Source organism: Natronohydrobacter thiooxidans, assembly GCF_001884735.1.
GTDB classification, from domain to species: Bacteria; Pseudomonadota; Alphaproteobacteria; order Rhodobacterales; family Rhodobacteraceae; genus Roseinatronobacter; species Roseinatronobacter thiooxidans_A.
The window spans coordinates 1-21,293 of record NZ_MJAP01000012.1; the positions used below are offsets into that span (position 1 = coordinate 1).

Genomic DNA, 21,293 nt, shown 5'->3' on the forward strand with positions numbered 1-21,293 from the left:
TCGGCGCGGATTTCCCTGATGACATGCTGCCGTTTTTGTCGTACTGGCGTCTCGATCCGTCGTCCGCTTGCGTGCTGATCTTGCGCTTGCTACAGGCAATTTGAACGAGTTTGCTCTAAGCAAGCGCTGCCCGCTGTGCTATCGTGCAGTGTCCAAGGTATTCGCGGTCTCCCGGAAGAGAAAGCCAACACGCGTGATCCTCAATGTGCGCCCAGTCAGGTTCCCGCTCTCCCGATGACCAACTGGCTCTCGTGGTGTCGAAAAGTGTTGATGCGCAAAACCAACGCGCCCGCCCTGCTTGCATTTCTGGTCGTGGTCGCCGGGTGGCTTGCCGCTGAACATCAGGCGCGGAAAAACCATCTCGAAGGACAACGTGCCACGATTGCGGCTCAGGTTGCGGTGCTGCGCGCCGATCTGGAAGGGGCTGTCAACGGACCGATACAACTGGTGCGCGGCCTGATTGCCACCATCGCAACCGAGCCCGACATGGATCAGACCCGCTTTGCCGAACTGGCGAGCAGGCTGATCGACGACGAACCCTTACTGCGCAACGTTGCCGCAGCCCCCGACATGATCATTCAGTTAATGTATCCGATTGCCGGAAATGAGCAGGCAATCGGGCTGGATTACAACAGCTTGCCCGAACAACGCGACGCGGCCTTTCGCGCGCGCGATCTTGGTGAGCTGGTTCTGGCCGGGCCGGTCGATCTTGTGCAAGGGGGACAGGGGTTCATCGGGCGTTTTCCGGTCTTCCTGCCAGATGGGGATGGCCCCCCGGTTTTCTGGGGGCTGGTGTCGGCGGTGATGGATCTCGAAGTGCTGTATGCGCAAGGCGGGCTGGTCGATGATCTGCCGTTTTCGGTTACGCTGACCGGTCGGGACGCGACAGGATCACAGGGCATCAGATTCTTTGGCCCGGCGGTGACGGCAGAGGACATGCCTGTGCTGTCTTATGTCCAGTTGCCGACCGGATCATGGCAACTCGCGGCACTGCCCCATGGCGGCTGGCAGCTTCACCCGCCGCAGATCTGGACGATCCGCGTGTTGCTCTTTCTGGCCGCCGCGCTGATCCTTGTGCCCAGCATACAGATGGGGCGCCTGATGGAGGCGCGTCAGCGCGCCATCTGGGATCTGGAAGCGGCCAACACGGCCTTGCAGAAGCAGATGCATCACCTTCAGAGCGCCCGCGCGGCGCAGGCGAAGACTGAAGCGCAGCTGCGCGACAGCCTTCAGCAACAACAGGAAATCGCGAAACGGTTTTATGATGTCGCAGAAATCAGCCGCTCCTGGGTCTGGGAACAGGATGCGGATCTGCGCTTCACCTATATTTCCGACACATTCAACCGCTTGTCCGGTTTTACGGGGGCGATCGTGCTGGGCCACACACGATCAGAGTTTTATGCGGAACGCCCGGAAACGCGGGATAGCGCCGACTGGGCCGAACTGGACCGGAAACTGGCGCGACATGAAGCCTTCTCAGGCTTTGTCTACCGCGTCGTGACGGATGACGGCAGCACCTTTTGGTTTCAGATATCGGGCACGCCCATCTTTGACAGCGAGGGCAAGTTCGCAGGCTATCGCGGCGCGGGCATGGATGTGACCGCCATGCAAAGCGCGCGCGAGCAGGCGGAAGCCGCAAACCGTGCCAAGTCGGTTTTTCTTGCCAATATGAGCCATGAGATACGCACGCCCATGAACGGCGTCCTTGGCATGGCGGAGCTTTTGCAAGAGGCGGTGACGGACCCGGCCCATCGGCAGATGGCAGAGATCATTCGCAAAAGCGGCGAAGGATTGCTGCAGGTACTGAACGATATTCTGGACATTTCCAAGATCGAAGCGGGAAAGATGCAGATCGAGGATGCGCGCTTTGATCCCGGTAAACTCGTGGCCGATGTTGTCGCTCTGCACAGCTCCTGTTGCCAGGAGAAAGGGTTGAAGCTGCAGATCGACAGCGCCGCCGATTTGAAACTGCCGCGTCGTGGCGACCCTCATCGGGTGGGGCAGATCCTTCACAATCTGATCAGTAACGCGATCAAGTTCACCGATCAGGGTGAAATCAACGTCACATTGCGCAATGATCCGACCGGCCCGGTCACGATTGCGGTGCGCGACACCGGCATTGGCATGACCCGGCAACAGCGCGACAGGATTTTCGAAGACTTCACGCAGGCGGATGGATCAATCACCCGCCGGTTTGGGGGCACGGGTCTGGGAATGTCGATTGTCAGACGTCTGGTATCCCTGATGAATGGCACGATCGAGGTCACTTCCGAACTGGGCAAGGGAACAACTGTGACTGTCGTGCTTCCCTTGCCGACAACCCCCGAAGCCGCCGCAGCCGGGCAACCAGAGACTGTTGACCTGACCGGCCTTCGCTTTCTCATTGCCGATGACATACGCACCAACCAATTGGTCGCGCAGGCGATGCTGCGGGACACCGGCGCAATCGTCACTGTCGTGGACAACGGGGCAAAGGCGGTCGAGGCATGGGCGGAAAATCCGTTTGATGTCCTTCTTCTGGACATATCCATGCCCGTGCTGGATGGCCCGTCGGCACTTCTGGAAATGAACCGGCTCGCAGAAGAGCGCGCCGTGCCGCCACCGCTTGCGCTCGCGGTCACGGCGAATGCCATGTCGCATCAGGTCGAAGGCTACCGCGCGGCCGGATTCGCGGGCTGTATCGCAAAGCCCCTGCGCAAGGCCGATCTGCTGACGCAGGTCGCAACCTTGACCGGACGCCTGGCCGGGTAGCCGCGGCTATTGCCGTGCACGGCCCCGTCTTCGGGGCTTTCCCGGCATAGGCGTCCATGGTCGCGGGAGTACTGAAACCTGTCGGGTTTTCGTTTATAACGCCGCGTCGAAGACAAGCGAGCGGTGAATTGCCATCGCGGCCATGACGCCATCAGCGCAAGCGAAGGTGATGTTATGCGCCATCCGGGTAATATCGCCTGCCGCGTAAACACCGGCAACACTGGTCATCTGGTTTTCATTGACCGTGACTGCCTCCCCGAGAGGGCCTGTGGTGGTCGCGCAGCCCAGCTGTGCGGCAATGGTGCTATTGAGTTGGTTGCGGGGACCAATGAACAAGGCATCGAGCCGCTGGCGCTGGCTGCCCACGAGATGGATTTCCGACAGATTGCGGCCGTCACCTGTCACGCGCTCGACCCTTGCCGCCTCGATCCTGACGCCGCGTTGCGCAAGGCCGTCACTCTGGGCGGTATCAAGCGCCCCACCATCGAGATAGAATGTCGTAGGTCCCCATTCCGAGATCATCACTGCCTGATGAAATGACATCGGCGAGACATTGAGCACGCCGAGGCGCCGGTCACAGTACTCATAACCGTGGCAATAGGGGCAATGGATCACCGAAGCCCCCCAGTGTTCAGCAATCCCCGGCGTTTCGGGCAGGATGTCGGAGACGCCGAAAGCGAGAAGCAAGCGCTTTCCGGTAAGCTGCGCGCCGCTGCGCAATGTGACGGCGAAAGCGATGCCTTTCTTGCTGGCATCGACAGCGGCATCCGCGAGGAAGGTTACTGTGGGATAGGCTGCAACCTGTGCGCGCATGGTTTCCAGCATAGCCTTCGGATCATTGCCGTCCTGAGCGAAAAAGCCGTGGGACTCGACGGCGAACCGGTTGCGCGGCGCGCCCGTATCCAGCACGCATACGGATTTTCGCGCGCGCGCCAGATATAGTGCTGCCGAGAGCCCGGCAAAGCTGCCGCCTATGATGATCGTGTCATATTGCATGGAGATCCCCGCGTGATCAGGTTCTGGAAGGAACTGGGACAAAAACCGGCAGCCGAGCGGCGCCGCGTGGCATTGAGGAAATGAAAGGCCCGGGTGGGCAAGGGCTGCAGAAGCTGGACATAAGGGCACCGAATCATGTATCTGTTAATGATACATAACTCGCCGCAGGTCATGTATCAATCATTGATACATGAAATTCTGCTTCTATCGACCAATCCGGGCGATCCGTATATCCGGATATGGATCAAATTGATTCCGGGAGGTCAGATGAACAAGGATACCAGACTTTCGGACATGCTGCATGTGCTGGTGCATATGGCGCAGGTTGATCACCCGTTGACGTCCGAGGTTCTCGCCAGAAGCATGGGCACCAACCCGGCAGTACTTCGCAGGACAATGGCCGATCTGCGCGAAGCGGGCTATGTGCAGTCGGGCAAAGGGCATGGTGGCGGCTGGCGGCTGGCCTGTCCCCTGAACCGGATCACTCTGCTGGCCGTGTATGAGGCACTGAACCGGCCCAGACTGTTTGCGATCGGTTATCGCAGCGACCATCCCGAATGCCTGATCGAAAGGAATGTGAACGCGGCGCTCGCGGACACAATGGCGCAGGCAGAGGCACTGTTCATAGCGCGTTTCGGACAGGTGACGCTCGACCAGCTTGCGCCTGAACAGCCAGTGCCAGTCACGCCGCATTGCAGGACGAGATGACTGATCACAGGGTTTTCTTCAAGATGGCGCGCTATTCAGTCCTGAAACAACCGGCAAGCGCCGCCTCGAAAATATGCCCGGCGCATGGCCCAGATCTCGCGGCGTCCTGAGATTACCCTGCGAAAGTCCGACCGCACGGAGCGGTCAATGCTGATGGCAAGGGCACTGTCGGCAACGCGGCGCGCCATCGGCAATCCTCACGGCGCGATCTCCGCAGATGCGGCGCGCGCGCCCCGGTCTTCCAGTGCGACCAGCGCGCCGGCGAGCGCGGATGCAAAGTCGGCACTCTCGGCAAGCGCTTCGGGAAACACCTCGCGTAGATCAAGAAAGGCTCGGACCTTCGCTGCGGCATCAGGCGCGGTATCACTGAGTGCGCGCAGGCGTTCGGCCAGAGGATCGCGCACATCAATGGCTGCCCCTCTCTCGTCCACACCGCCGACATAGCGTATCCATGCCGCAACCACGAGCGTCAGCCCCCGCGCCTCGCGCCCGGCAGCAAGGTTCTCGGCCAGTGTCGCAAGGATGCGCTGGGGCAGTTTCTGACTGCCATCCATGGCGATCTGCCAGGTCCGGTGGCGGATCGTAGGGTTGCTGTAGCGCACGAACAAGGCTTCCGTATAGGCCGCCAGATCGACATTCGGCGGCGCCTGCAGGCTCGGCACGATCTCTGCGGCCCAGAGATGGCGGATGAAACCGGCGAAAACCGGGTCGGCCACTGCCTCGGCAATGGTCTCATGGCCCGCAAGATAGCCCAGATATGCCAGCGCCGAATGGGTGCCGTTCAGACAGCGCAGTTTCATATCCTCGAAGGCGGTGACATCGGCCACCATCTCGGCCCCGGCAGCGGCGAAGTCGGGGCGGGCATCGCCCACAAAGTCATCCTCGATCACCCATTGCCGGAACGGTTCATGCAGGACCGGGGCGGCGTCAAGGACACCCGTGCGCTCGGCAAGACGGTCTATATCCTCATCGCTTGTCGCGGGCACAATCCGGTCGACCATGGTGGCGGGAAAACGCCCCTCCGCCGCGATCCAGTCTGCAAGTTCGGGATCGATCAGCCGGGCAAGCTCCAGGACCACCCCGCGCACGACGCGGCCATTCTGCGGAAGGTTGTCGCAACACAGCACCGTGAAGGGCGCCAGCCCGGCGGCGCGACGGTGCGCGAGAGCGCGCACCAGATATCCCGGGGCCGAGCGCGGCGCCTGCGGATGGGCAAGATCATGGAGAATATCCGGGTGCGCGCGGTTGAGAGCGCCGCTGGCCGGTTCATGGCAATAGCCTTTTTCGGTGACAGTCAGCGTGACGATCCGTATCGCGGGATCGGCCAGCAGATCAAGCAGCCGGGCGGGATCCTCGCGCGCGACGATCACATCCTGCACCACATCCACAATCCGAGCGTCCGCGCCTTCGGGGGCCAGTTCCACCGCCGTATAGGCGTAGCCCTGCGGCGCAAGCCGGTCACGCTGATCGGGCCGCACAAGACTGACGCCCAAGACGCCCCAATCGCCGCCCGATGCCCTCATCGCATCGTCGATATAAAGCGCCACATGCGCGCGAAAGAAGGCCCCAAGCCCGAGATGGACAATGCCGATTCCCGGACGCGGCCCGGCGGGACGTCTCAGGCGCGGGGGTGTTGTGTTTTCAGCGCGCAAGCCAGCCTCCATCCACCGGAATGATTGCCCCGTGCATATAGGCCGCAGCGGGCGAGGCAAGAAAGACAGCCGCACCGGCAATATCCTCGGGTTCCGCCCAGCGACCGGCGGGGATGCGCTCAAGAATGGCCTTGTTGCGCCCCGGATCAGCCCGCAGGTCCGTGGTGTTGTCAGTGATCACATAGCCCGGCGCAATGGCATTGACATTGATGCCCCGCCCCGCCCATTCGCAGGCCAGAATCCTGGTCAGCCCGGCAATCCCGTGTTTCGAGGCGGTGTAGGAAGGCACGCGAATCCCCCCCTGAAATGACAAGAGCGACGCGATATTGACAATCGCCCCGCCCGCCTTGCGCGCAAAGGCCGCCCGCGCAAAACCCTGCGCGGTGAAGAACGCAGCCTTCAGGTTTACGTCGATCACCGAATCCCAGTCCTCTTCGGTGAAATCGACGGCATCGGCGCGCCGGATCGTCCCGGCATTGTTGACCAGAATATCGACTGGGGAAAGCCGCTCGAAGATACGCCCCCCGGCCAGCGGATCGCTCAGATCAAGCGGGACAGCCTCGCCCGCACCGCCGATGGCCTCGATCCGCGCAAGCGTCTCGGCGGGTTCCGAGCGCCCGGCGCAGAGCACCCGCGCCCCTGCTTCGGCCAGCGCCACGGCAATGGCCTGACCGATGCCGGTAGTCGCCCCGGTAACAAGGGCCGTGCGCCCCTCAAGCGAAAAACGGATCACCGCAGATCCTCCATCGCGACCATCTCGACATCGCGGTAATCCACATTATCCCCCGCCATCGCCCAGATGAAGGTGTAATTCGCCGTCCCGGCACCGCAATGGATCGACCAGGGCGGCGACAGCACGCCTTGCTCATTGGCAATAACCATTGCGCGGGTTTCCGAAGGCTCGCCCATCATGTGAAAGACGCGCGCGCCGGGGTCGAGGTCGATATAAAGATAGGCTTCCGACCGGCGGTCATGGACATGGGCAGGCATCGTGTTCCAGACCGAACCGGGGGCAAGCCGGGTCATGCCAACGACCAGCTGGCAGGACGGCATCACATCCGGGTGCACGAACTGGTTGATCACCCGCGCATTCGAGGTCTCCCGCGAACCCAGCTCGACTTTCTTCGCCTCGCCGATCCGCACAAGCCGCGAGGGATGGGCCATATGGGCCGGGGCCGACAGGATATAGAACCGCCCCTCACCCTCGAAACTGACCGGCCCCGCGCCCATGCCCAGATAGAGCATGTCACCGCGCTCCATGGCATAGCTCTCGCCCGCGCGGACCTGACCGCTGCCGCCGATATTGACGATGACCATTTCACGCCGATCAAGGATCGACGGCGTGCCGCATTCCCTGACCTCATCCAGTGTCAGCGCCGCCCCCTCAGGAACGGCACCGCCGACGATCATCCGGTCATAATGGGTATAGACCAGCCGGATCTCGCCTGCGCGGAACAGATCGCCAAGGAGGAAATGGTGGCGCAGCGCTTCGGTGTCAAAGCCCTTTGCGGTCGCGGGGTCGATGGCATGGCGGGTTTCAACATGAAGCATCGGGATATCCTTTCAGTCAGAGAAAATCATCGCGGCGCGGCGCGAAACTGTCGATCAGCACGCCCGGTTCCAGCGCGCGACAGCCATGCGTGGCCCCGGATGGGATTACGAAAGCGTCGCCCGCCCCGACCTCGAATTCCCGGCCGTCAATCGTGAAGACAAAGCGGCCGGATTGGACATAGGTGCTCTGCACATGTGTATGGCTGTGCGAGGCACCCACGCCGTCTTGCTCGAAGCGGAAGGCAACCACCATCAATGCCGGGTCATTGGCAAGCACCTGCCGGGTCACGCCGGGGCCAGAAGGAATAACGGGATACGGCATGTCACTCCTCAGCGGAACATTGAGGGCAGCCAAAGCGACAGCGCAGGGATATAGGTGACAAGCAGAAGCGTGCCGACTGCCGCGCCGTAGAAGGGCCAGATCGTGCGCAGCACGGTCCCGATCGGCACTTTGCCCACCGCACAGCCGACGAACAGCACCGAGCCGACCGGCGGCGTGCACAGGCCGATCCCGAGATTCAGGATCATGATGATACCAAAATGAACCGGGTCGATCCCGAAGGCCTGCGCGACTGGCAGGAAGATCGGCGTGGTGATCACGATCAACGGGCTCATATCCATGAAAGTACCAAGGAACAGCAGCATGATATTGATCAGCAACAGCACGATGATCGGGTTCTCGCTGACGGTCTGCATGAAGCGCACGATGGCTGCGGGCACCTGCATATAGGCCATCAGCCAGCCGAAAGAGGCCGCGCAGCCGATCACCAGCAACACCATTGCCGTGGTGCGCACCGCCCCCACAGTCGCTGCGACAAATTCCGACCAGGACAGGGACCGGTAAACCAGCACTGTGATCAGGATCGCATAGACCACAGCGATGCAGGAACTTTCCGAGGCCGTGAAAACGCCCGAGCGCACACCGCCGAAGATGATCGCGATCAGCACAAGGCCGGGCAGGGCTGACACGAAGATCACCCCCAACATCTGCAGACCGGGAAAGGCCCCGACGGGATAGCCGCGCCGCTTCGCCACCACCCAGGCCGTAATCATCAGCGACAGCGCCAGCAGCATGCCGGGGATGATCCCGGCAGTGAACAGATCCGCAATCGAGATCCGCCCGCCGCCCGCGATGGAATAGATGATCAGATTATGCGAGGGCGGCAGCATCAGCGCGATGATCGAGGAAACCACGGTGATATTGACGGCATAGTCCGCGCCATAGCCGCGTTCCTTCATCTGCGGGACCATCAGCCCCCCGATGGCCGAGGCATCCGCCGCAGCAGAGCCCGAGATACCCCCGAACAGGCAGGACGCGACGATATTCACCTGCCCCAGACCGCCCCGGAGATGCCCGACCAGTGCGCCTGCCAGCGCGACAAGCCTGCGGGCGATATCCCCCCGTACCATCAGCTCGCCGGCATAGATGAAGAAGGGGATCGCCATCAGCGCATAGACCGAAACACCGGAATTGAGGCGCTGGAACACCACCAGCGGCGGCAGACCGATATAGGCGACCGTGGCAAGCGAGGCGATGCCGAGGCAGAAGGCAACCGGCGTGCCGATCAGCAGCAGGCCCGCAAAAGTGCCGAAGAGAATCCAGTATTCCATTTAGTCCTCGGTCAGTTCGGTCTCGCCAAACCGGGCCGTGGGCAAACCGACCAACCGGCGTGCCACGCGCTCGAACGAGAAGATCATGATAAGCCCGCCGCCCGTCAGCAGCGCGAAAAAGGCGACACCGCTGGGCAGACCGATGCCGGATATGGTGTTGCTCCAGGTTCCCTGCGCAAGCTGGATGCCGTATAGCGTCATCCCCAGCGCGAAGATGCCCACAAGCAGGTCAGAGATGGTGAACAGGATCAGTTTGACCCGCTGCGGCAGGATATAGAGCAGGATATCGAAAGACAGGTGATAGCCTTCGCGGATACCGACAGCGGCGCCCAGAAAGATGAACCAGCCCATCAGCAGAACCGCCGTCACCTCGGTCCAGATGGGCGTCGCGTTCAGGACATAGCGTCCGAAAACCTGCCATGCGACCGCCGCTGTCATCAGCACAAGCCCTGTGCCCGATATCCAGAGCGCGATGCGCGCGACAACCGCAAGTCCGCGCGAGAGAGTGATCACGATAGCCTGCATGAGGGGCCTCCCGCAAAGACGCGGCCGCGGCGCCTGTCGCGCCGCGGCAAGGTTCAGGATTATTCGACCACCTGAATGCGTTCGATCAGGCTGCGCAGGGCTTCGCTTTCGGCATGACGCGCATAGACCGGCGCCATGGCTTGCTGGAACGCGCTCTTGTCAACCTCGTTGATCGTGGCACCGGCCGCACGGATATGCTCTTCGGACGCCGCTTCGCGCGCCTTCCAGAGGTCGCGCTGATGGGCGACGGACTCTTGCGCCGCCTCGCGGATGATCGCCTGATCTTCAGCCGACAGGCTGTCCCACCGCTGCTTGGACATGACCAGCACTTCCGGCACGATCAGGTGTTCGGTCAGCGTGTAATAGCCCGCGACCTCATAATGCCCAGAGCTTTCATAGGACGGCCAGTTGTTTTCCGCGCCGTCAATCACACCGGTCTGGATCGAGGAATAGACCTCACCATAAGGCATGGGCGTCGCATTCGCACCCAAAGCACTGATCATATCGACGAACACATCCGACTGAATGACCCGGATACGCATGCCAGCCATGTCTTCAAGGCTCTCGATCGGGCGCAGACGGTTGTACAGGCTGCGCGCGCCCGCATCATAGAAGGCAAGACCAACCAGATTGTGCTTCTCGAACTCTGCGAGGATCTCCTGCCCGATCTCGCCATCCATCACGGCATGCATATGGGCCACATCACGGAAGACGAAGGGCATGGACGGGGCTTTGGTCGCCTCAATCAAATTGTTGAACGGACCCATCGAGATACGGTTGAGGTCGATCACCCCGAACTGTGTCTGCTCGATCGTGTCGCGCTCCTCGCCCAATTGCGCCGAGTGATAGACCTGAACCGCGATGCGCCCCTCCGTGCGTTCCGAGATCAGCTCGCCCATATATTCGACAGCAGCGACGGTCGGGTAGCCCGGCGGGTGCGTGTCGGATGACCGCAGCACCAGATCCTGCGCAAAGGCGGGTAGCGCAAGCGCGGTGGACGCAAGCAGCGCCGCCCCGAATGTATAGAGTTTCATATCGTATCCTCCCAGTGGTTTGCGTGGTTCAGAGACGGTAGGCCTGTTTTGCCAACCGGTAGCTAAGGTCAAAAGCGACCTCATGGGCCTCGTCTTCGGCCAGACGCCCGGTGGCGACCAGCGTGGCGAGATAGGCGCAGTCGACCCGCCGCGCGACATCATGGCGCGCGGGGATCGAGCAGAAGGCACGGGTGTCGTCGTTGAACCCGACCGTGTTGTAAAAGCCTGCGGTTTCGGTGGTGAGTTCGCGGAACCGGCGCATCCCTTCGGCGCTGTCGAAGAACCACCAGGCCGGGCCAAGCCGCAGCGCCGGGTAGACCCCGGCAAGCGGGGCAAGCTCGCGCGAATAGCTGGTTTCATCCAGTGTAAACAGGATCAGCGTCAGCCGGGGGTCCATCCCCACCGCATCCAGCAGCGGTTTCAACGCCCGGACATAATCGGTGCGCGTGGGAATATCGAACCCCTTGTCGCGCCCATATTGTGCGAACATGCAGGACGAATGGTTGCGGAACGAGCCGGGATGGATCTGCATCACCAGCCCGTCGTCCAGGCTCATGCGCGCCATTTCGGTCAGCATATGCCCGCGAAACGCATCGGCTTCTTCCGCCGTGCATTGGCCCGCAAGCGCCTTGGCGAACAGCGCTGCTGCCTCGGCCTGCCGCAGGTCTTCGGTGCGCGCGCTGGGGTGGCCATGATCCGTGCTGGTCGCCCCGCCAACCGACTTGAAATAAGCGCGGCGAATCCGATGCGCCTGCAGATAGCCCTGCCATGTGGTGGCATCGACCCCGGCCAGAGCGCCGAACTGTTCGATATTTCCCGCGAAACCTTCGAAATCCGGGTCAATCACGCAATCCGGGCGATAGGCGGTAATGACGCGCCCGTGCCAGTCAGATTCCGCGATCTTCCGATGCGCGGCCAGATCATCCAGCGGGCTTTCGGTGGTCGCAAGAACCTCTATCCCGAAGCGCTCATAGAGCGCGCGCGGGCGGAATTCCGGGCGCGACAGGCAGTCCGCGATCTGGTCATAAATGCGGTCCGCGCTGGCAGCGCTCAGCCGTTCCCGGATGCCGAACACATCGGAAAACGCCTGATCCAGCCACAAACGGCTTGGTGTGCCGCGAAACAGGTAAAAATTCTCTGCAAACCGGCGCCAGATCTTGCGACCGTCTGTCTCGGTCGGCCTGCCATCGATGCGCGGCACGCCAAGCGCATTCAGCGGCACGCCCTGCGAGTTCAGCATGCGAAACACATAGTGGTCGGGCGTGACGAACAGTTGCGCCGGATCGGGGAAGGGCGCGTCTTCGGCAAACCAGCGCGGGTCCGTATGCCCATGGGGGCTGATGATCGGCAGGTCCCGGATGGTGTCATAAAGCCCGCGTGCAAGGCTGCGGGCAGCACTGTCGAGTGGAAACAGCCGATCCGGGTCCAGCAGGGGCGGATTTTCCTGATCAGTCACGTGATGATTCTCCCCCGTTGGACTTGCAACTGATAAACTAATATGCTAGTCTGCACATCAAGTCAACATGGATATGAAAATGCCGGCAACGTTCAATTCGCTCGAGTCTTTGCGCGGCCCGTCAGCGACCGATCTGGTGTTCGAGGAACTGTACCGGCGCGTGGTCGAGTTCGAACTGCCGCCGGGAACCAAGCTGTCCGAGCAGGAAGTCGCCCGCCAGATGGGCATTTCACGCCAGCCTGTGCGCGACGCCTTCTTCCGCATGTCCCAACTCGGGCTGATCCAGATCCAGCCGCAACGCGCGACCACGGTGGCGCTGATCTCGGTCGCGGATGTGCTGAAGGCAAATTTCGTGCGCACGGCGCTGGAAACCGAGATTGTCGAGCGCGCCGCCGAAAACCTGACCGATGCCGATATCGCAGAGCTTGCGGATATCGTCGCGCGCCAGCGCAAGGCTGTTGCCGATGCCGACCGCCTCGGATTTCACGCGCTCGATGAAGCCTTTCACCAGCAGATCTGCGAAAGTGCCGGGCATCCCTATGTCTGGGCGATCATCCGCGAGAACAAGGCGCATATGGATCGCGTTCGCCTGCTCAGTCTGGAGTTCAATGCCGCGAACGCTTTGGCTGATCACGAAAGGATCCTTGAGGCGTTGCGCGCCCGTGACCCGATGCGCGCGTCCTCCGAGATGCGCACGCATCTTGCATGGATTCTGAGATTGATTGAACAGATACGCGCGCAGAACCCCACGATGTTCACCGAACGCGACCGCTGACCCGCTCCCGGCGCTGACCTGAAAGGATACCCATGCGACAGACATGGCGCTGGTTCGGACCCCATGACCCGGTGTCCGTTGATGACATGATGCAAGCGGGCGTGCAGGGCGTGGTCAGCGCCTTGCATCACATCCCCACAGGCGCGGTCTGGACCCCGGAGGCCATTGCCGCGCGTCAGGCCGAACTGGCGCGGATGCGCGATGGCAGCCCCTCGGGGCTGGCATGGGAAGTGGTCGAAAGCCTGCCGGTCTCCGAGGCGATCAAGACCCAGACCGGGAACTGGCGGAGCCATATCGAGAGTTGGATCACCTCGATGCGCAACCTGCGCCAAGCGGGGCTTCAGGTGATCTGCTACAATTTCATGCCGGTCCTCGACTGGACGCGCACGGATCTGGCCTGGCGGCGCCCCAATGGCGCGCGCTGCATGCGTTTCGATCTGATCGATTTTCTGGCATTTGACATTCATATCCTGCAGCGCAAGGGCGCGGGCCATGACCTGCCCGGGGATCTGCGCGAGGCCGCCGCCCGACGCTTTGCAGCCATGGACGAGACCGCGCGCGACCGCCTCGCGGGTAATATTGTCTTCGGCCTGCCGGGCGCTGCGGAAAAGCTGTCGATGCAAGATGTCCGCGATCTGCTGGCAAGCTATGCGCCGGTGACGGATGCGGTGCTGCGCCGCAATTTTCACGATTTTCTCGAACAGGTCGCGCCCGTGGCCGAAAGCATCGGAATGCGCCTGTGCTGCCATCCCGATGATCCGCCCTTCCCGCTTCTGGGCCTGCCGCGCATCATGTCAACCGAGGCGGATTATGCCGAACGCCTCGCCGCCGTCGATCTGCCCGCCAATGGCATGACACTATGCTCGGGCTCGCTTGGCGCCCGCCCCGACAATGACCTTCCGGGCATGATGCGCCGGTTTGGCGATCGCGTGCAATTCCTGCATCTGCGCAATGTGCGCCGCGACACCGACACAATCCCCGCCTCCTTCTTCGAGGATGAGCATCTGGGCGGCCAGACCGATATGGTCGCCCTGATCGAGGCAGTGCTGGAGGAAGAATCCCGCCGCCGCGCCGCCGGGCGCGAGGATGCCGTCATCCCCATGCGCCCCGATCACGGGCAGGAGATTCTGGACGATATCGGGCGCGGCGGGCAACCCGGATATCCCGCAATCGGGCGGCTGAAAGGACTGGCCGAATTGCGCGGGGTCGAGGCGGCCCTGTCCCGCCGCCATGCACAACCACCGAGCTGATCGGCCCGCAGCGACAGTCGAACACCCGTAGCATCGTGGCCCCGAAAACCAAGGCAAACCCCGCCAGAGCGGCAAAAGGCTTGAACTGAGATCGAGATCGGGCAAACCTGTCGTAAGACACCATGCTGTTTGGAGAATGTCGGTCCGGGAGGCATCGGCAAGAGGAGGACCATGGAGCCGATCGCATTCACCACCGAGATGGCCTTCGTTCTGGGATTGCTTGCGTTCACGGTCTTTCTCTTCGTTTCCGAGCTTATCCGCATCGACCTGGCCGCGCTTCTGATCCTGGTGCTGGTGGGGATGGTGAGCTACGCGCCGGGGCTGGAGCCGCTTGTCGACGTGACGCATCTCTTCGACGGTTTCGCGTCGAACGCGGTCATTTCAATTATCGCGGTCATGATCGTCGGGGCGGGGCTCGACCGGACCGGGATCATGAACAAGGTCGCCGCCGTGATCCTGAAACACGGGGGCACCACCGAAACGCGCGTGCTGCCCATCGTCTCGGGAACAGTGGGGGTGATTTCGAGCTTCCTGCAGAATGTCGGCGCCGCAGCACTGTTCCTGCCGGTCGTCAGCCGGATCTCGGTGCGGGCGGGCATCCCGCTGGGGCGCCTGCTCATGCCGATGGGGTTTTGCGCGATCCTTGGCGGCACCATGACGATGGTCGGATCCTCCCCGCTCATCCTGCTCAATGACCTTATTGACACCGCCAACAGAACCCTGACCGAAACGCAGCAGATGGCGCGCTTCGGGCTTTTTTCCGTCGCCCCGGTCGGCGCGGCGCTGGTCCTGACCGGTATCGCCTATTTCCTGCTGCTGGGGCGCTGGGTTCTGCCGAAATCCTCTGGTGCCTCGGAGTCCGGCGCGGGCAAGGGCACCTCGGATTATCTCCAGCGTGTCTACGGACTCGACGCGAGCGTTTTCGAGGTCGAAGTGCCCGCCGACAGCCCGTTGACCGGAGAGATCATCGCCGACATCAACAATGACAACAACCTCTATATCATCTCGACCTTTTACCGTGGCAAAGTCTCGATGATCCAGATCCTGACGGCAGAGATCGCCGCGCCCTGTCGGCTGGCGATCATCGGCAAGCGCGCGGCATTGCACAGGTTCGCGGATCGTTACGGCCTGACGATCCGGCCGGAACTCGATGTTTTCGTAGACGAATTCGCGCCTACGAATGCGGGCGTCGCCGAGATTGTGATTCCCCCCGACAGCAAGCTGATCGGCAAGAGTCCGCGCGATCTTCTGCTGCGCAAGACCTACGGGCTGAGCCTGCTGGCCATCCATCGCGGCGAGGAAACCCTGAGCCATGTCGAAACCGAGGATCACGCCCCGACCCAGATCGGTCTGGTGCCGTTCCGGGCGGGTGACATGCTGGTCGCCCATACCCGATGGGACAACCTGCTGCGGATCAAGCGCGATCAGGATTTCGTCGTCGTGACGGCGGATTTCCCCCAAGACGAACTTCGGCCGCACAAGGTGCATTGGGCGCTCCTGTTCTTCCTCATATCGCTGGCGCTGATCCTGTTTACTGATGTGCGACTGTCGCTCTGCCTGCTGACGGGCGCGGTGGGCATGATCCTGACCCGCGTGATCAGCATCGACGAAGCCTATCGCGCCGTAAGCTGGAAGACCGTCTTTCTGCTCGCAAGCCTCATCCCGCTGGGTCAGGCGGTGCAGAATACCGGCACGGCGGAATGGATCGCGCAAGGGATTCTGACCCTGCTCGACGGCTGGCCGGTCTGGTCGCTGCAGGCAGGTGTGGCCATCCTCGCCACGGTCTTTTCGCTGGTCATGTCCAATGTGGGGGCGACGGTGCTGCTGGTGCCGCTGGCCGTCTCTATCGCGGTGGCGGCGGGCGGCAATCCGGCGGTATTCGCGCTCACGGTGGCGATCTCGACCTCTAACAGCTTCATCATCCCGACCCATCAGGTCAACGCGCTGATCATGGGTCCGGCGGGCTACAAGGTCATGGATTTCGTGAAATCGGGCGGGATCATGACCCTGCTCTTTCTCGTGGTCTCGCTTTTGATGCTGAACCTGATCTACTGACGCGCCCGGATGTGTCCGGCGCGTCAGCGCGTGTTTCTGTCACCCTGATCGGGTCCAATGCGTGCCTTGCCGCCCGCAGGGGGCAAGGCACCGCGGATCACAGCGTCGGCAAGGGCGGCAGCGGCTGGCCGAACCATTGCAGCGACAACTCATTCAACTCGCCGCCCAGCGTCTTGTGCATGATGAAGACATTGACCCATTGCAGCAGATCGAAATTGCCCTTCTTCACCCCGATAAAACACGGCGAGTCGCGCATGATGAATTTCACATCCACGCTCAGGTTCGGGTTATTGGCCGCCAGTTCCGCCGCAACCGTGTTGCCCGTCACCAGCACATCCACCTGCCCGGACTGATAGGCCGAGAGTGTCGCGGCATTGTCCCCGAAGCGGATGATCTCTGCATCCGCAGGGGCCGTGCGCGTCAGTTCCAGATCTTCCAGCGCGCCGCCCGTGACCCCGATCTTCAGCCCGGACAGGTCAGCCACCGAGGAGATATCCAGATCAGCAGAGGCAAAGGCCCCCGAATAGAAAGGGGCATAGGCCGCAGAGAACCAGATCGATTTGGCGCGCTCGGGATTTGCCCCCATCGACGAAATCACCAGATCAACCCGGTCGGTTTCCAGATAGGGAATGCGCTGGTTCGAACTGACGGGAACAATATTCACCTCAACCCCGAGTTCTGCCGCGATCAGCTTTGCCACATCGACATCATAGCCTTCATGCTCGCCTTCCATGCCAAGCGCGCCAAATGGCGGGAAGCTCTCGGGCACTGCGATATTGATGGTGCCGCGCGCCAGAATATCGGCCAGATCAGCCTGCGCCGTGCCGGGCACAAGGCTGGCCAGTCCAAGCCCTGCGGCGATTATCAGGGAATGTAGGGTCTTCATGCGTGTCATCCTTTTCTGAGTGACTATGGGGAATTCACGCGGCCGCAACGGGCCGCAGGGATTTGACGGTGCCCATCCGGCGCTCCAGGTAACGCGAATAGAGCGACAGCGGAAAACACAGGCTGAAATAGATCAGCGCCATGAGCGGGAAGATGATGTAAGGTTCGGTGCCCGCGACCGGCGCATTGGCCCAGCGTTTGCCGATGGTCATCAGATCCGTGAAACCGATGATATAGGCCAGCGACGTGCCCTTGATGATCTGCACCATGAAGCCCACAGTGGGCGCAAGCGCGATGCTGACCGCCTGCGGCGCCACCACCAGCCGCAACGTGGGCAGAAAGCGCAGACCAAGCGCGCTCGCCCCTTCCCATTGCCCTTGCGGGATGGCTTCCAGTGCCCCGCGCCAGACATCGGACATATAGGCGCTGGAATAGAGCGTCAGAGAAATGCAGGCGGCATACCAGGGGTTGATATTCATCCCGAACAGACGCGGCACGCCAAGCCCGGTCAGGAACAGCAGCATCAGCAGCGGCGTGGACTGGAACAGCCAGATATAGGCAATCGCGGCCCGTTTTCCCCATTTATTGGGCGCGATCCGTATCAGCGCGATCAGCGCGCCAAGAATGCCGCCCCCCACAAACGCGATCAGCGACAGGTAAATGGTGAACTGTGTCGCATCGAGCAATTGATAGAGCACGATCCCATGCGGGCGGCCAAGGATCTCGATCAGGAACTCTCTCATCGCTGCAATCCCACCCATGGAAAGAGGATACGGTAGACCCCCACCATCAGCGCCTTGAAGCTGAGCGATATCGCGATATAGATCGCGGTCAGCGTGACAAACACCTCGAAGGTGCGGAAGGTGCGGCTGTCGATGAAGATCCCGGCATTGGTCAGATCACGCACCCCGATTTCCGAAATGATGCCCGTGGTCAGAAACAGGAAGATGAACTGACTGCTCAGTGACGGAAACATCTTGCCCACGGCTTGCGGCAGGGTGATCTTGAAGAAGATGATCAGCGGCGTGATACCCATGGCCTGCGCCGCTTCTTCCTGCCCCTTGCCGACCGTATTGAACCCCGCGCGCAGGATCTCGGCAAAATAGGCCGAGAAATTCAGCACCAGCGCCAGCAGCGCATGCGCCCAGAAGGGCCATTGATAGCCCAGAAGCAGCGGCAGCCCGAAGGCCACGAAAAAAAGCTGTACGATCAGCGGCGTGTTGCGGATGAACTCGACATAGGCGGCGGCGACCCAATGCACCCCGAACACCCGCCGGTGGCGCAGAAAGCCAAGGATCATGGCGATGGCGAAACCGATCACCCCCGCCAGCAAGGTCAGCCCCGCACTCAGCGCCGCGCCTTCAAACAGTAGCCGCAGGTAATCGGCATTCCGGAATATCTCGAAGAAACGTAGTTCCACCTGTTCTGTCCTCTGGCCCGCGTTCAGATGACGCGACAGCCATTGCGCTGTGCTGGCCAGACAGATTTTCAGATAAGACCTGTTTGTTTTTTTTGAATATCCACGGCTGCGCCGTTTATGTGCTGGAAAAAATTATAAAATTCTGCGCTGCCGGGCAGGCCACGCTTGCAGCCCACGGCCCGCCCACGGGCTGCTCTGCTCAAAATATCCGCTGTCTGATCATTATTTGTTCAGGATTTGATCGCGGGCAGCGCCTGAACCCAGACCCGCCCGCGCCGCCCTATCTGCGCCGATACAGCCACAGGACCAGTGGCGCCATCACCAGCGTCAGCACCACAGGGCCAATCAGCGCCAGTCCGATCTGGCTCAGGCTGGCTGTCCCGGACATCAGCCCGCGCAACGCGGTCGCCATCAGGGATATCGGGTTCACCTCGACAAAGCTGCGCAGCCAGCCGGGCATCGTGGCCGGGTCCACCATGATGTTCGACGCGAAAGTGACCGGAAACAGGATCGTGAAACCAAGCGTCATGACCGTCATCGGGGTGCGCACCAGCAGGCCCAGCACGATGAACACCCAGCCCATGCCGAACCCGATGGACAAGAGCATCGCGAAGGCAAGCAGGGTGCCGATCACTCCGGCCTCGGGCCGGTAGCCAAGGATCAGCCCGATCCCCAGAATGATACCGCCCGCAATCAGGTGACGCAGCAAATCCCCGACCATCAGCCCCGCAAAGGGGGCAAGCGACCAGATCGGCAAGGTGCGGAACCGGTCGAACAGCCCCTTCTGGAAATCCGTTGACAGGCCCATCCCCGAATAGACCGAGTTGAACACAACCGTCTGCACCAGAATGCCGGGCAGGAAGAATTGCAGATACTCCCCCGGCGACCCGGCCAGCGCGCCCCCAAAGACGAAGGTGAACAGCAAGGTGAACATGATCGGCGTCATGACCAGATCGAACAGTTGTTCGGGGACATGGCGGAATTTCAGGATCGCCCGCCAGCCGAAGACCAGCGCGTTCGACATCGGCCCCGGCGGCGCAGGCGGGGCAATATGGCGCAATGCGGCAATGCCGGGTGCACCGCCCAGGGCTGCGCGGTCCTTGCGCAGCGGCTCGGCGGGGGCTGCGGTGATATCACTCATGACGCTGCCGCCTCCTCTGGGTTTTGCGGGGTCTCGGATGTCGCAGGCTGGCCGGTCAGCGCGAAGAACACCTCATCCAGACTGGGCGCCCCCAGACGGAAATCGGCCACACTGACCCCCGCCGCGATAAGGGCGGCAATTGCGGCATTGGCGTCTGCGGCATTGCCCGCTGGAACCGACAGCTCCGCCCCTTCCGGGCTGCGCTGCACCGCGCTTCCCAGCCGCGCGGCCAGCAGTTCTGCCGCAGCCTCCAGCTGGGACTGATCGGCCAGTGACACATGCAGCACGCCCGAGCCGGTTGCGGCCTTCAGCTCGCGGCTGGTGCCCTCGGCAATCTTGCGGCCATGGTCGATCACGGCAATGCGTTCGGCAAGCTGATCGGCTTCTTCCAGATATTGCGTGGTCAGCAGAATCGTCACGCCGGACTCGGCCAGTTGCCGGATCAGATGCCACACGCCTTTCCGCGCCGAAGGGTCCAGCCCCGTGGTCGGCTCATCCAGAAACAACACGCCGGGCGTCACCACAAGCGAGGCCGCGATATCCAGCCTGCGCCGCATACCGCCGGAATAATCCTTGACCTGCTTGCGCGCCGCGCCCGACAGCTCGAACGCGGCCAGCAATTCATCGGCGCGGATGCGTGCCGCGCGCCCCCGAAACCCCCAGAGCCGCGCCAGCATCATCAGATTGTCGCGCCCGGTCAGATCTTCATCCAGCGAGGCGAACTGACCCGTCATCGCGATAGAGGCGCGGACCTTCTGTGGCGCAGCGGCGATATCATGGCCCATCACGGTGGCTGTGCCGTCATCGGCTGCGGTCAGCGTGGCCAGCATTCGCAACAGCGTGGTCTTGCCCGCACCATTCGGCCCGAGCACGGCAAAGATCATGCCGCGCCGCACATCCAGATCGATCCCCGCAACAGCGGTCAGATCGCCAAAGCGCCGGACAAGCCCGCGCGCGCATATCGCTAGGTTTGAAGCGTCGTTTGTCACTGTCCGGGTCCATTGATCTGGGTTTGTTCTCTGCGCCAGCATATAAACCAAGCTTCGGCACCTGAACACCCCGCCGCGCGGATTGCAGATTTTTCACCGGTCGCTGTCAGGCGCCGCGCAGGATTCTGCCCGCGCCGGGGCGTTGACGCGGATCGTGAATGCGCGGGCATATCGCCCCTATGGCGCATCTGCCGGGTCGGTCCTGCCGCGTCGCGCCTTGGTTAACCCCACGGAGTCACGCCAAGAATTCTCCATGGTCAGGGATTTGCCGCAATGCGGCATAGACATAAAATTACGACACTCCATCAATCTGACAAATAAAATTGCTCTTTCCCATGTCTGACAGGTTTTTGACAGGTCCATTCCGTATCGTTGCCCCACGTCCTGCTCCCCGTGGTGATCCATAACGAGGGGCAGGGCGTCAGGAGGAGGAGGAGAGAAGAGTGGCTGCATTCGCATCGATCTTCGCTGGACCGCAACCGATCACCGCCCGC

At 61.9% G+C, this 21,293-nt stretch carries 19 protein-coding genes; 5 read left to right on the plus strand and 14 right to left on the minus strand.

The genetic code is table 11. The annotated features are described in order from the left end of the window. Positions 1-270 precede the first annotated feature (270 nt). Positions 271-2,751 carry an ATP-binding protein gene (locus BG457_RS07815; RefSeq protein WP_071796476.1) on the plus strand — a complete coding sequence of 827 codons (2,481 nt, stop codon included), beginning with the start codon at positions 271-273 and terminating at the stop codon, positions 2,749-2,751. Between the two features lie 93 nt (positions 2,752-2,844). On the opposite strand, the gene BG457_RS07820 is transcribed toward BG457_RS07815, so the two are convergent. After that, complete coding sequence (locus BG457_RS07820; RefSeq protein WP_071796478.1) at positions 2,845-3,747, minus strand: NAD(P)/FAD-dependent oxidoreductase; 903 nt, start codon at positions 3,745-3,747, stop codon at positions 2,845-2,847. A gap of 267 nt (positions 3,748-4,014) precedes the next feature. On the opposite strand from BG457_RS07820, the gene BG457_RS07825 reads away from it, so the two are divergent. Then, entirely contained in the window at positions 4,015-4,455 is a 441-nt protein-coding gene (locus tag BG457_RS07825) for an Rrf2 family transcriptional regulator (protein ID WP_071796840.1), read from the plus strand. A gap of 197 nt (positions 4,456-4,652) precedes the next feature. On the opposite strand, the gene BG457_RS07830 is transcribed toward BG457_RS07825, so the two are convergent. From BG457_RS07830 to uxaC, 8 genes are read right to left on the minus strand one after another with little or no spacing between them, the layout of a single operon-like run. Then, positions 4,653-6,119: a mannitol dehydrogenase family protein gene (locus tag BG457_RS07830; RefSeq protein WP_071796480.1), complete on the minus strand. Its 1,467-nt coding sequence runs from the start codon at positions 6,117-6,119 to the stop codon at positions 4,653-4,655. After that, positions 6,097-6,840: a 2-dehydro-3-deoxy-D-gluconate 5-dehydrogenase KduD gene (gene kduD / locus BG457_RS07835; RefSeq protein ID WP_071796482.1), complete on the minus strand. Its 744-nt coding sequence runs from the start codon at positions 6,838-6,840 to the stop codon at positions 6,097-6,099. The genes BG457_RS07830 and kduD overlap by 23 nt, the downstream gene beginning before the upstream one ends. Beyond that, on the minus strand, positions 6,837-7,658 hold the full coding sequence (gene kduI / locus BG457_RS07840; protein ID WP_071796484.1) for a 5-dehydro-4-deoxy-D-glucuronate isomerase: 822 nt from the start codon (positions 7,656-7,658) through the stop codon (positions 6,837-6,839). Before kduI ends, kduD begins: the two co-directional genes overlap by 4 nt. Before the next feature lie 16 nt (positions 7,659-7,674). Beyond that, positions 7,675-7,980, minus strand: coding sequence for a cupin domain-containing protein (locus BG457_RS07845; RefSeq protein WP_071796486.1), 306 nt, complete (start codon positions 7,978-7,980; stop codon positions 7,675-7,677). Between the two features lie 8 nt (positions 7,981-7,988). Continuing rightward, a complete protein-coding gene (locus tag BG457_RS07850; protein WP_071796488.1) occupies positions 7,989-9,269 on the minus strand; it encodes a TRAP transporter large permease in 1,281 nt (426 codons plus the stop codon). Beyond that, the gene (locus BG457_RS07855; protein ID WP_071796490.1) at positions 9,270-9,794 is read right to left on the minus strand and encodes a TRAP transporter small permease; all 525 of its coding nucleotides are present in this window, start codon (positions 9,792-9,794) and stop codon (positions 9,270-9,272) included. Between the two features lie 59 nt (positions 9,795-9,853). Further along, positions 9,854-10,828 (minus strand): TRAP transporter substrate-binding protein, encoded by a 975-nt coding sequence (locus tag BG457_RS07860; RefSeq protein ID WP_071796492.1) that lies wholly within the window; start codon positions 10,826-10,828, stop codon positions 9,854-9,856. 28 nt (positions 10,829-10,856) lie between these two features. Continuing rightward, complete coding sequence (uxaC, locus tag BG457_RS07865; RefSeq protein WP_245770960.1) at positions 10,857-12,284, minus strand: glucuronate isomerase; 1,428 nt, start codon at positions 12,282-12,284, stop codon at positions 10,857-10,859. Positions 12,285-12,363: 79 nt separating this feature from the next. Between uxaC and BG457_RS07870 the strand changes: the two genes are divergently transcribed. From BG457_RS07870 to BG457_RS07880, 3 genes are all read left to right on the plus strand, one after another. Then, on the plus strand, positions 12,364-13,059 hold the full coding sequence (locus tag BG457_RS07870; protein ID WP_139257617.1) for a GntR family transcriptional regulator: 696 nt from the start codon (positions 12,364-12,366) through the stop codon (positions 13,057-13,059). A 32-nt stretch (positions 13,060-13,091) separates the two neighbouring features. After that, positions 13,092-14,309 (plus strand): mannonate dehydratase, encoded by a 1,218-nt coding sequence (gene uxuA / locus BG457_RS07875; RefSeq protein WP_071796494.1) that lies wholly within the window; start codon positions 13,092-13,094, stop codon positions 14,307-14,309. A gap of 171 nt (positions 14,310-14,480) precedes the next feature. Further along, the gene (locus tag BG457_RS07880; protein ID WP_071796496.1) at positions 14,481-16,364 is read left to right on the plus strand and encodes an SLC13 family permease; all 1,884 of its coding nucleotides are present in this window, start codon (positions 14,481-14,483) and stop codon (positions 16,362-16,364) included. A 97-nt stretch (positions 16,365-16,461) separates the two neighbouring features. Here BG457_RS07880 and BG457_RS07885 read toward each other — a convergent pair whose 3' ends face one another. From BG457_RS07885 to BG457_RS07905, 5 genes are all read right to left on the minus strand, one after another. After that, on the minus strand, positions 16,462-17,250 hold the full coding sequence (locus tag BG457_RS07885) for a transporter substrate-binding domain-containing protein (protein WP_084657566.1): 789 nt from the start codon (positions 17,248-17,250) through the stop codon (positions 16,462-16,464). Between the two features lie 34 nt (positions 17,251-17,284). Then, complete coding sequence (locus tag BG457_RS07890) at positions 17,285-17,992, minus strand: amino acid ABC transporter permease (RefSeq protein ID WP_071796500.1); 708 nt, start codon at positions 17,990-17,992, stop codon at positions 17,285-17,287. Then, a complete protein-coding gene (locus BG457_RS07895; protein WP_071796502.1) occupies positions 17,989-18,669 on the minus strand; it encodes an amino acid ABC transporter permease in 681 nt (226 codons plus the stop codon). Before BG457_RS07895 ends, BG457_RS07890 begins: the two co-directional genes overlap by 4 nt. Positions 18,670-18,949: 280 nt before the next feature. Further along, positions 18,950-19,693, minus strand: a complete 744-nt coding sequence (locus tag BG457_RS07900) for an ABC transporter permease (RefSeq protein WP_139257636.1) — start codon at positions 19,691-19,693, stop codon at positions 18,950-18,952. Between the two features lie 113 nt (positions 19,694-19,806). Continuing rightward, the gene (locus BG457_RS07905) at positions 19,807-20,841 is read right to left on the minus strand and encodes an ATP-binding cassette domain-containing protein (RefSeq protein WP_071796504.1); all 1,035 of its coding nucleotides are present in this window, start codon (positions 20,839-20,841) and stop codon (positions 19,807-19,809) included. Positions 20,842-21,293: the final 452 nt, after the last annotated feature.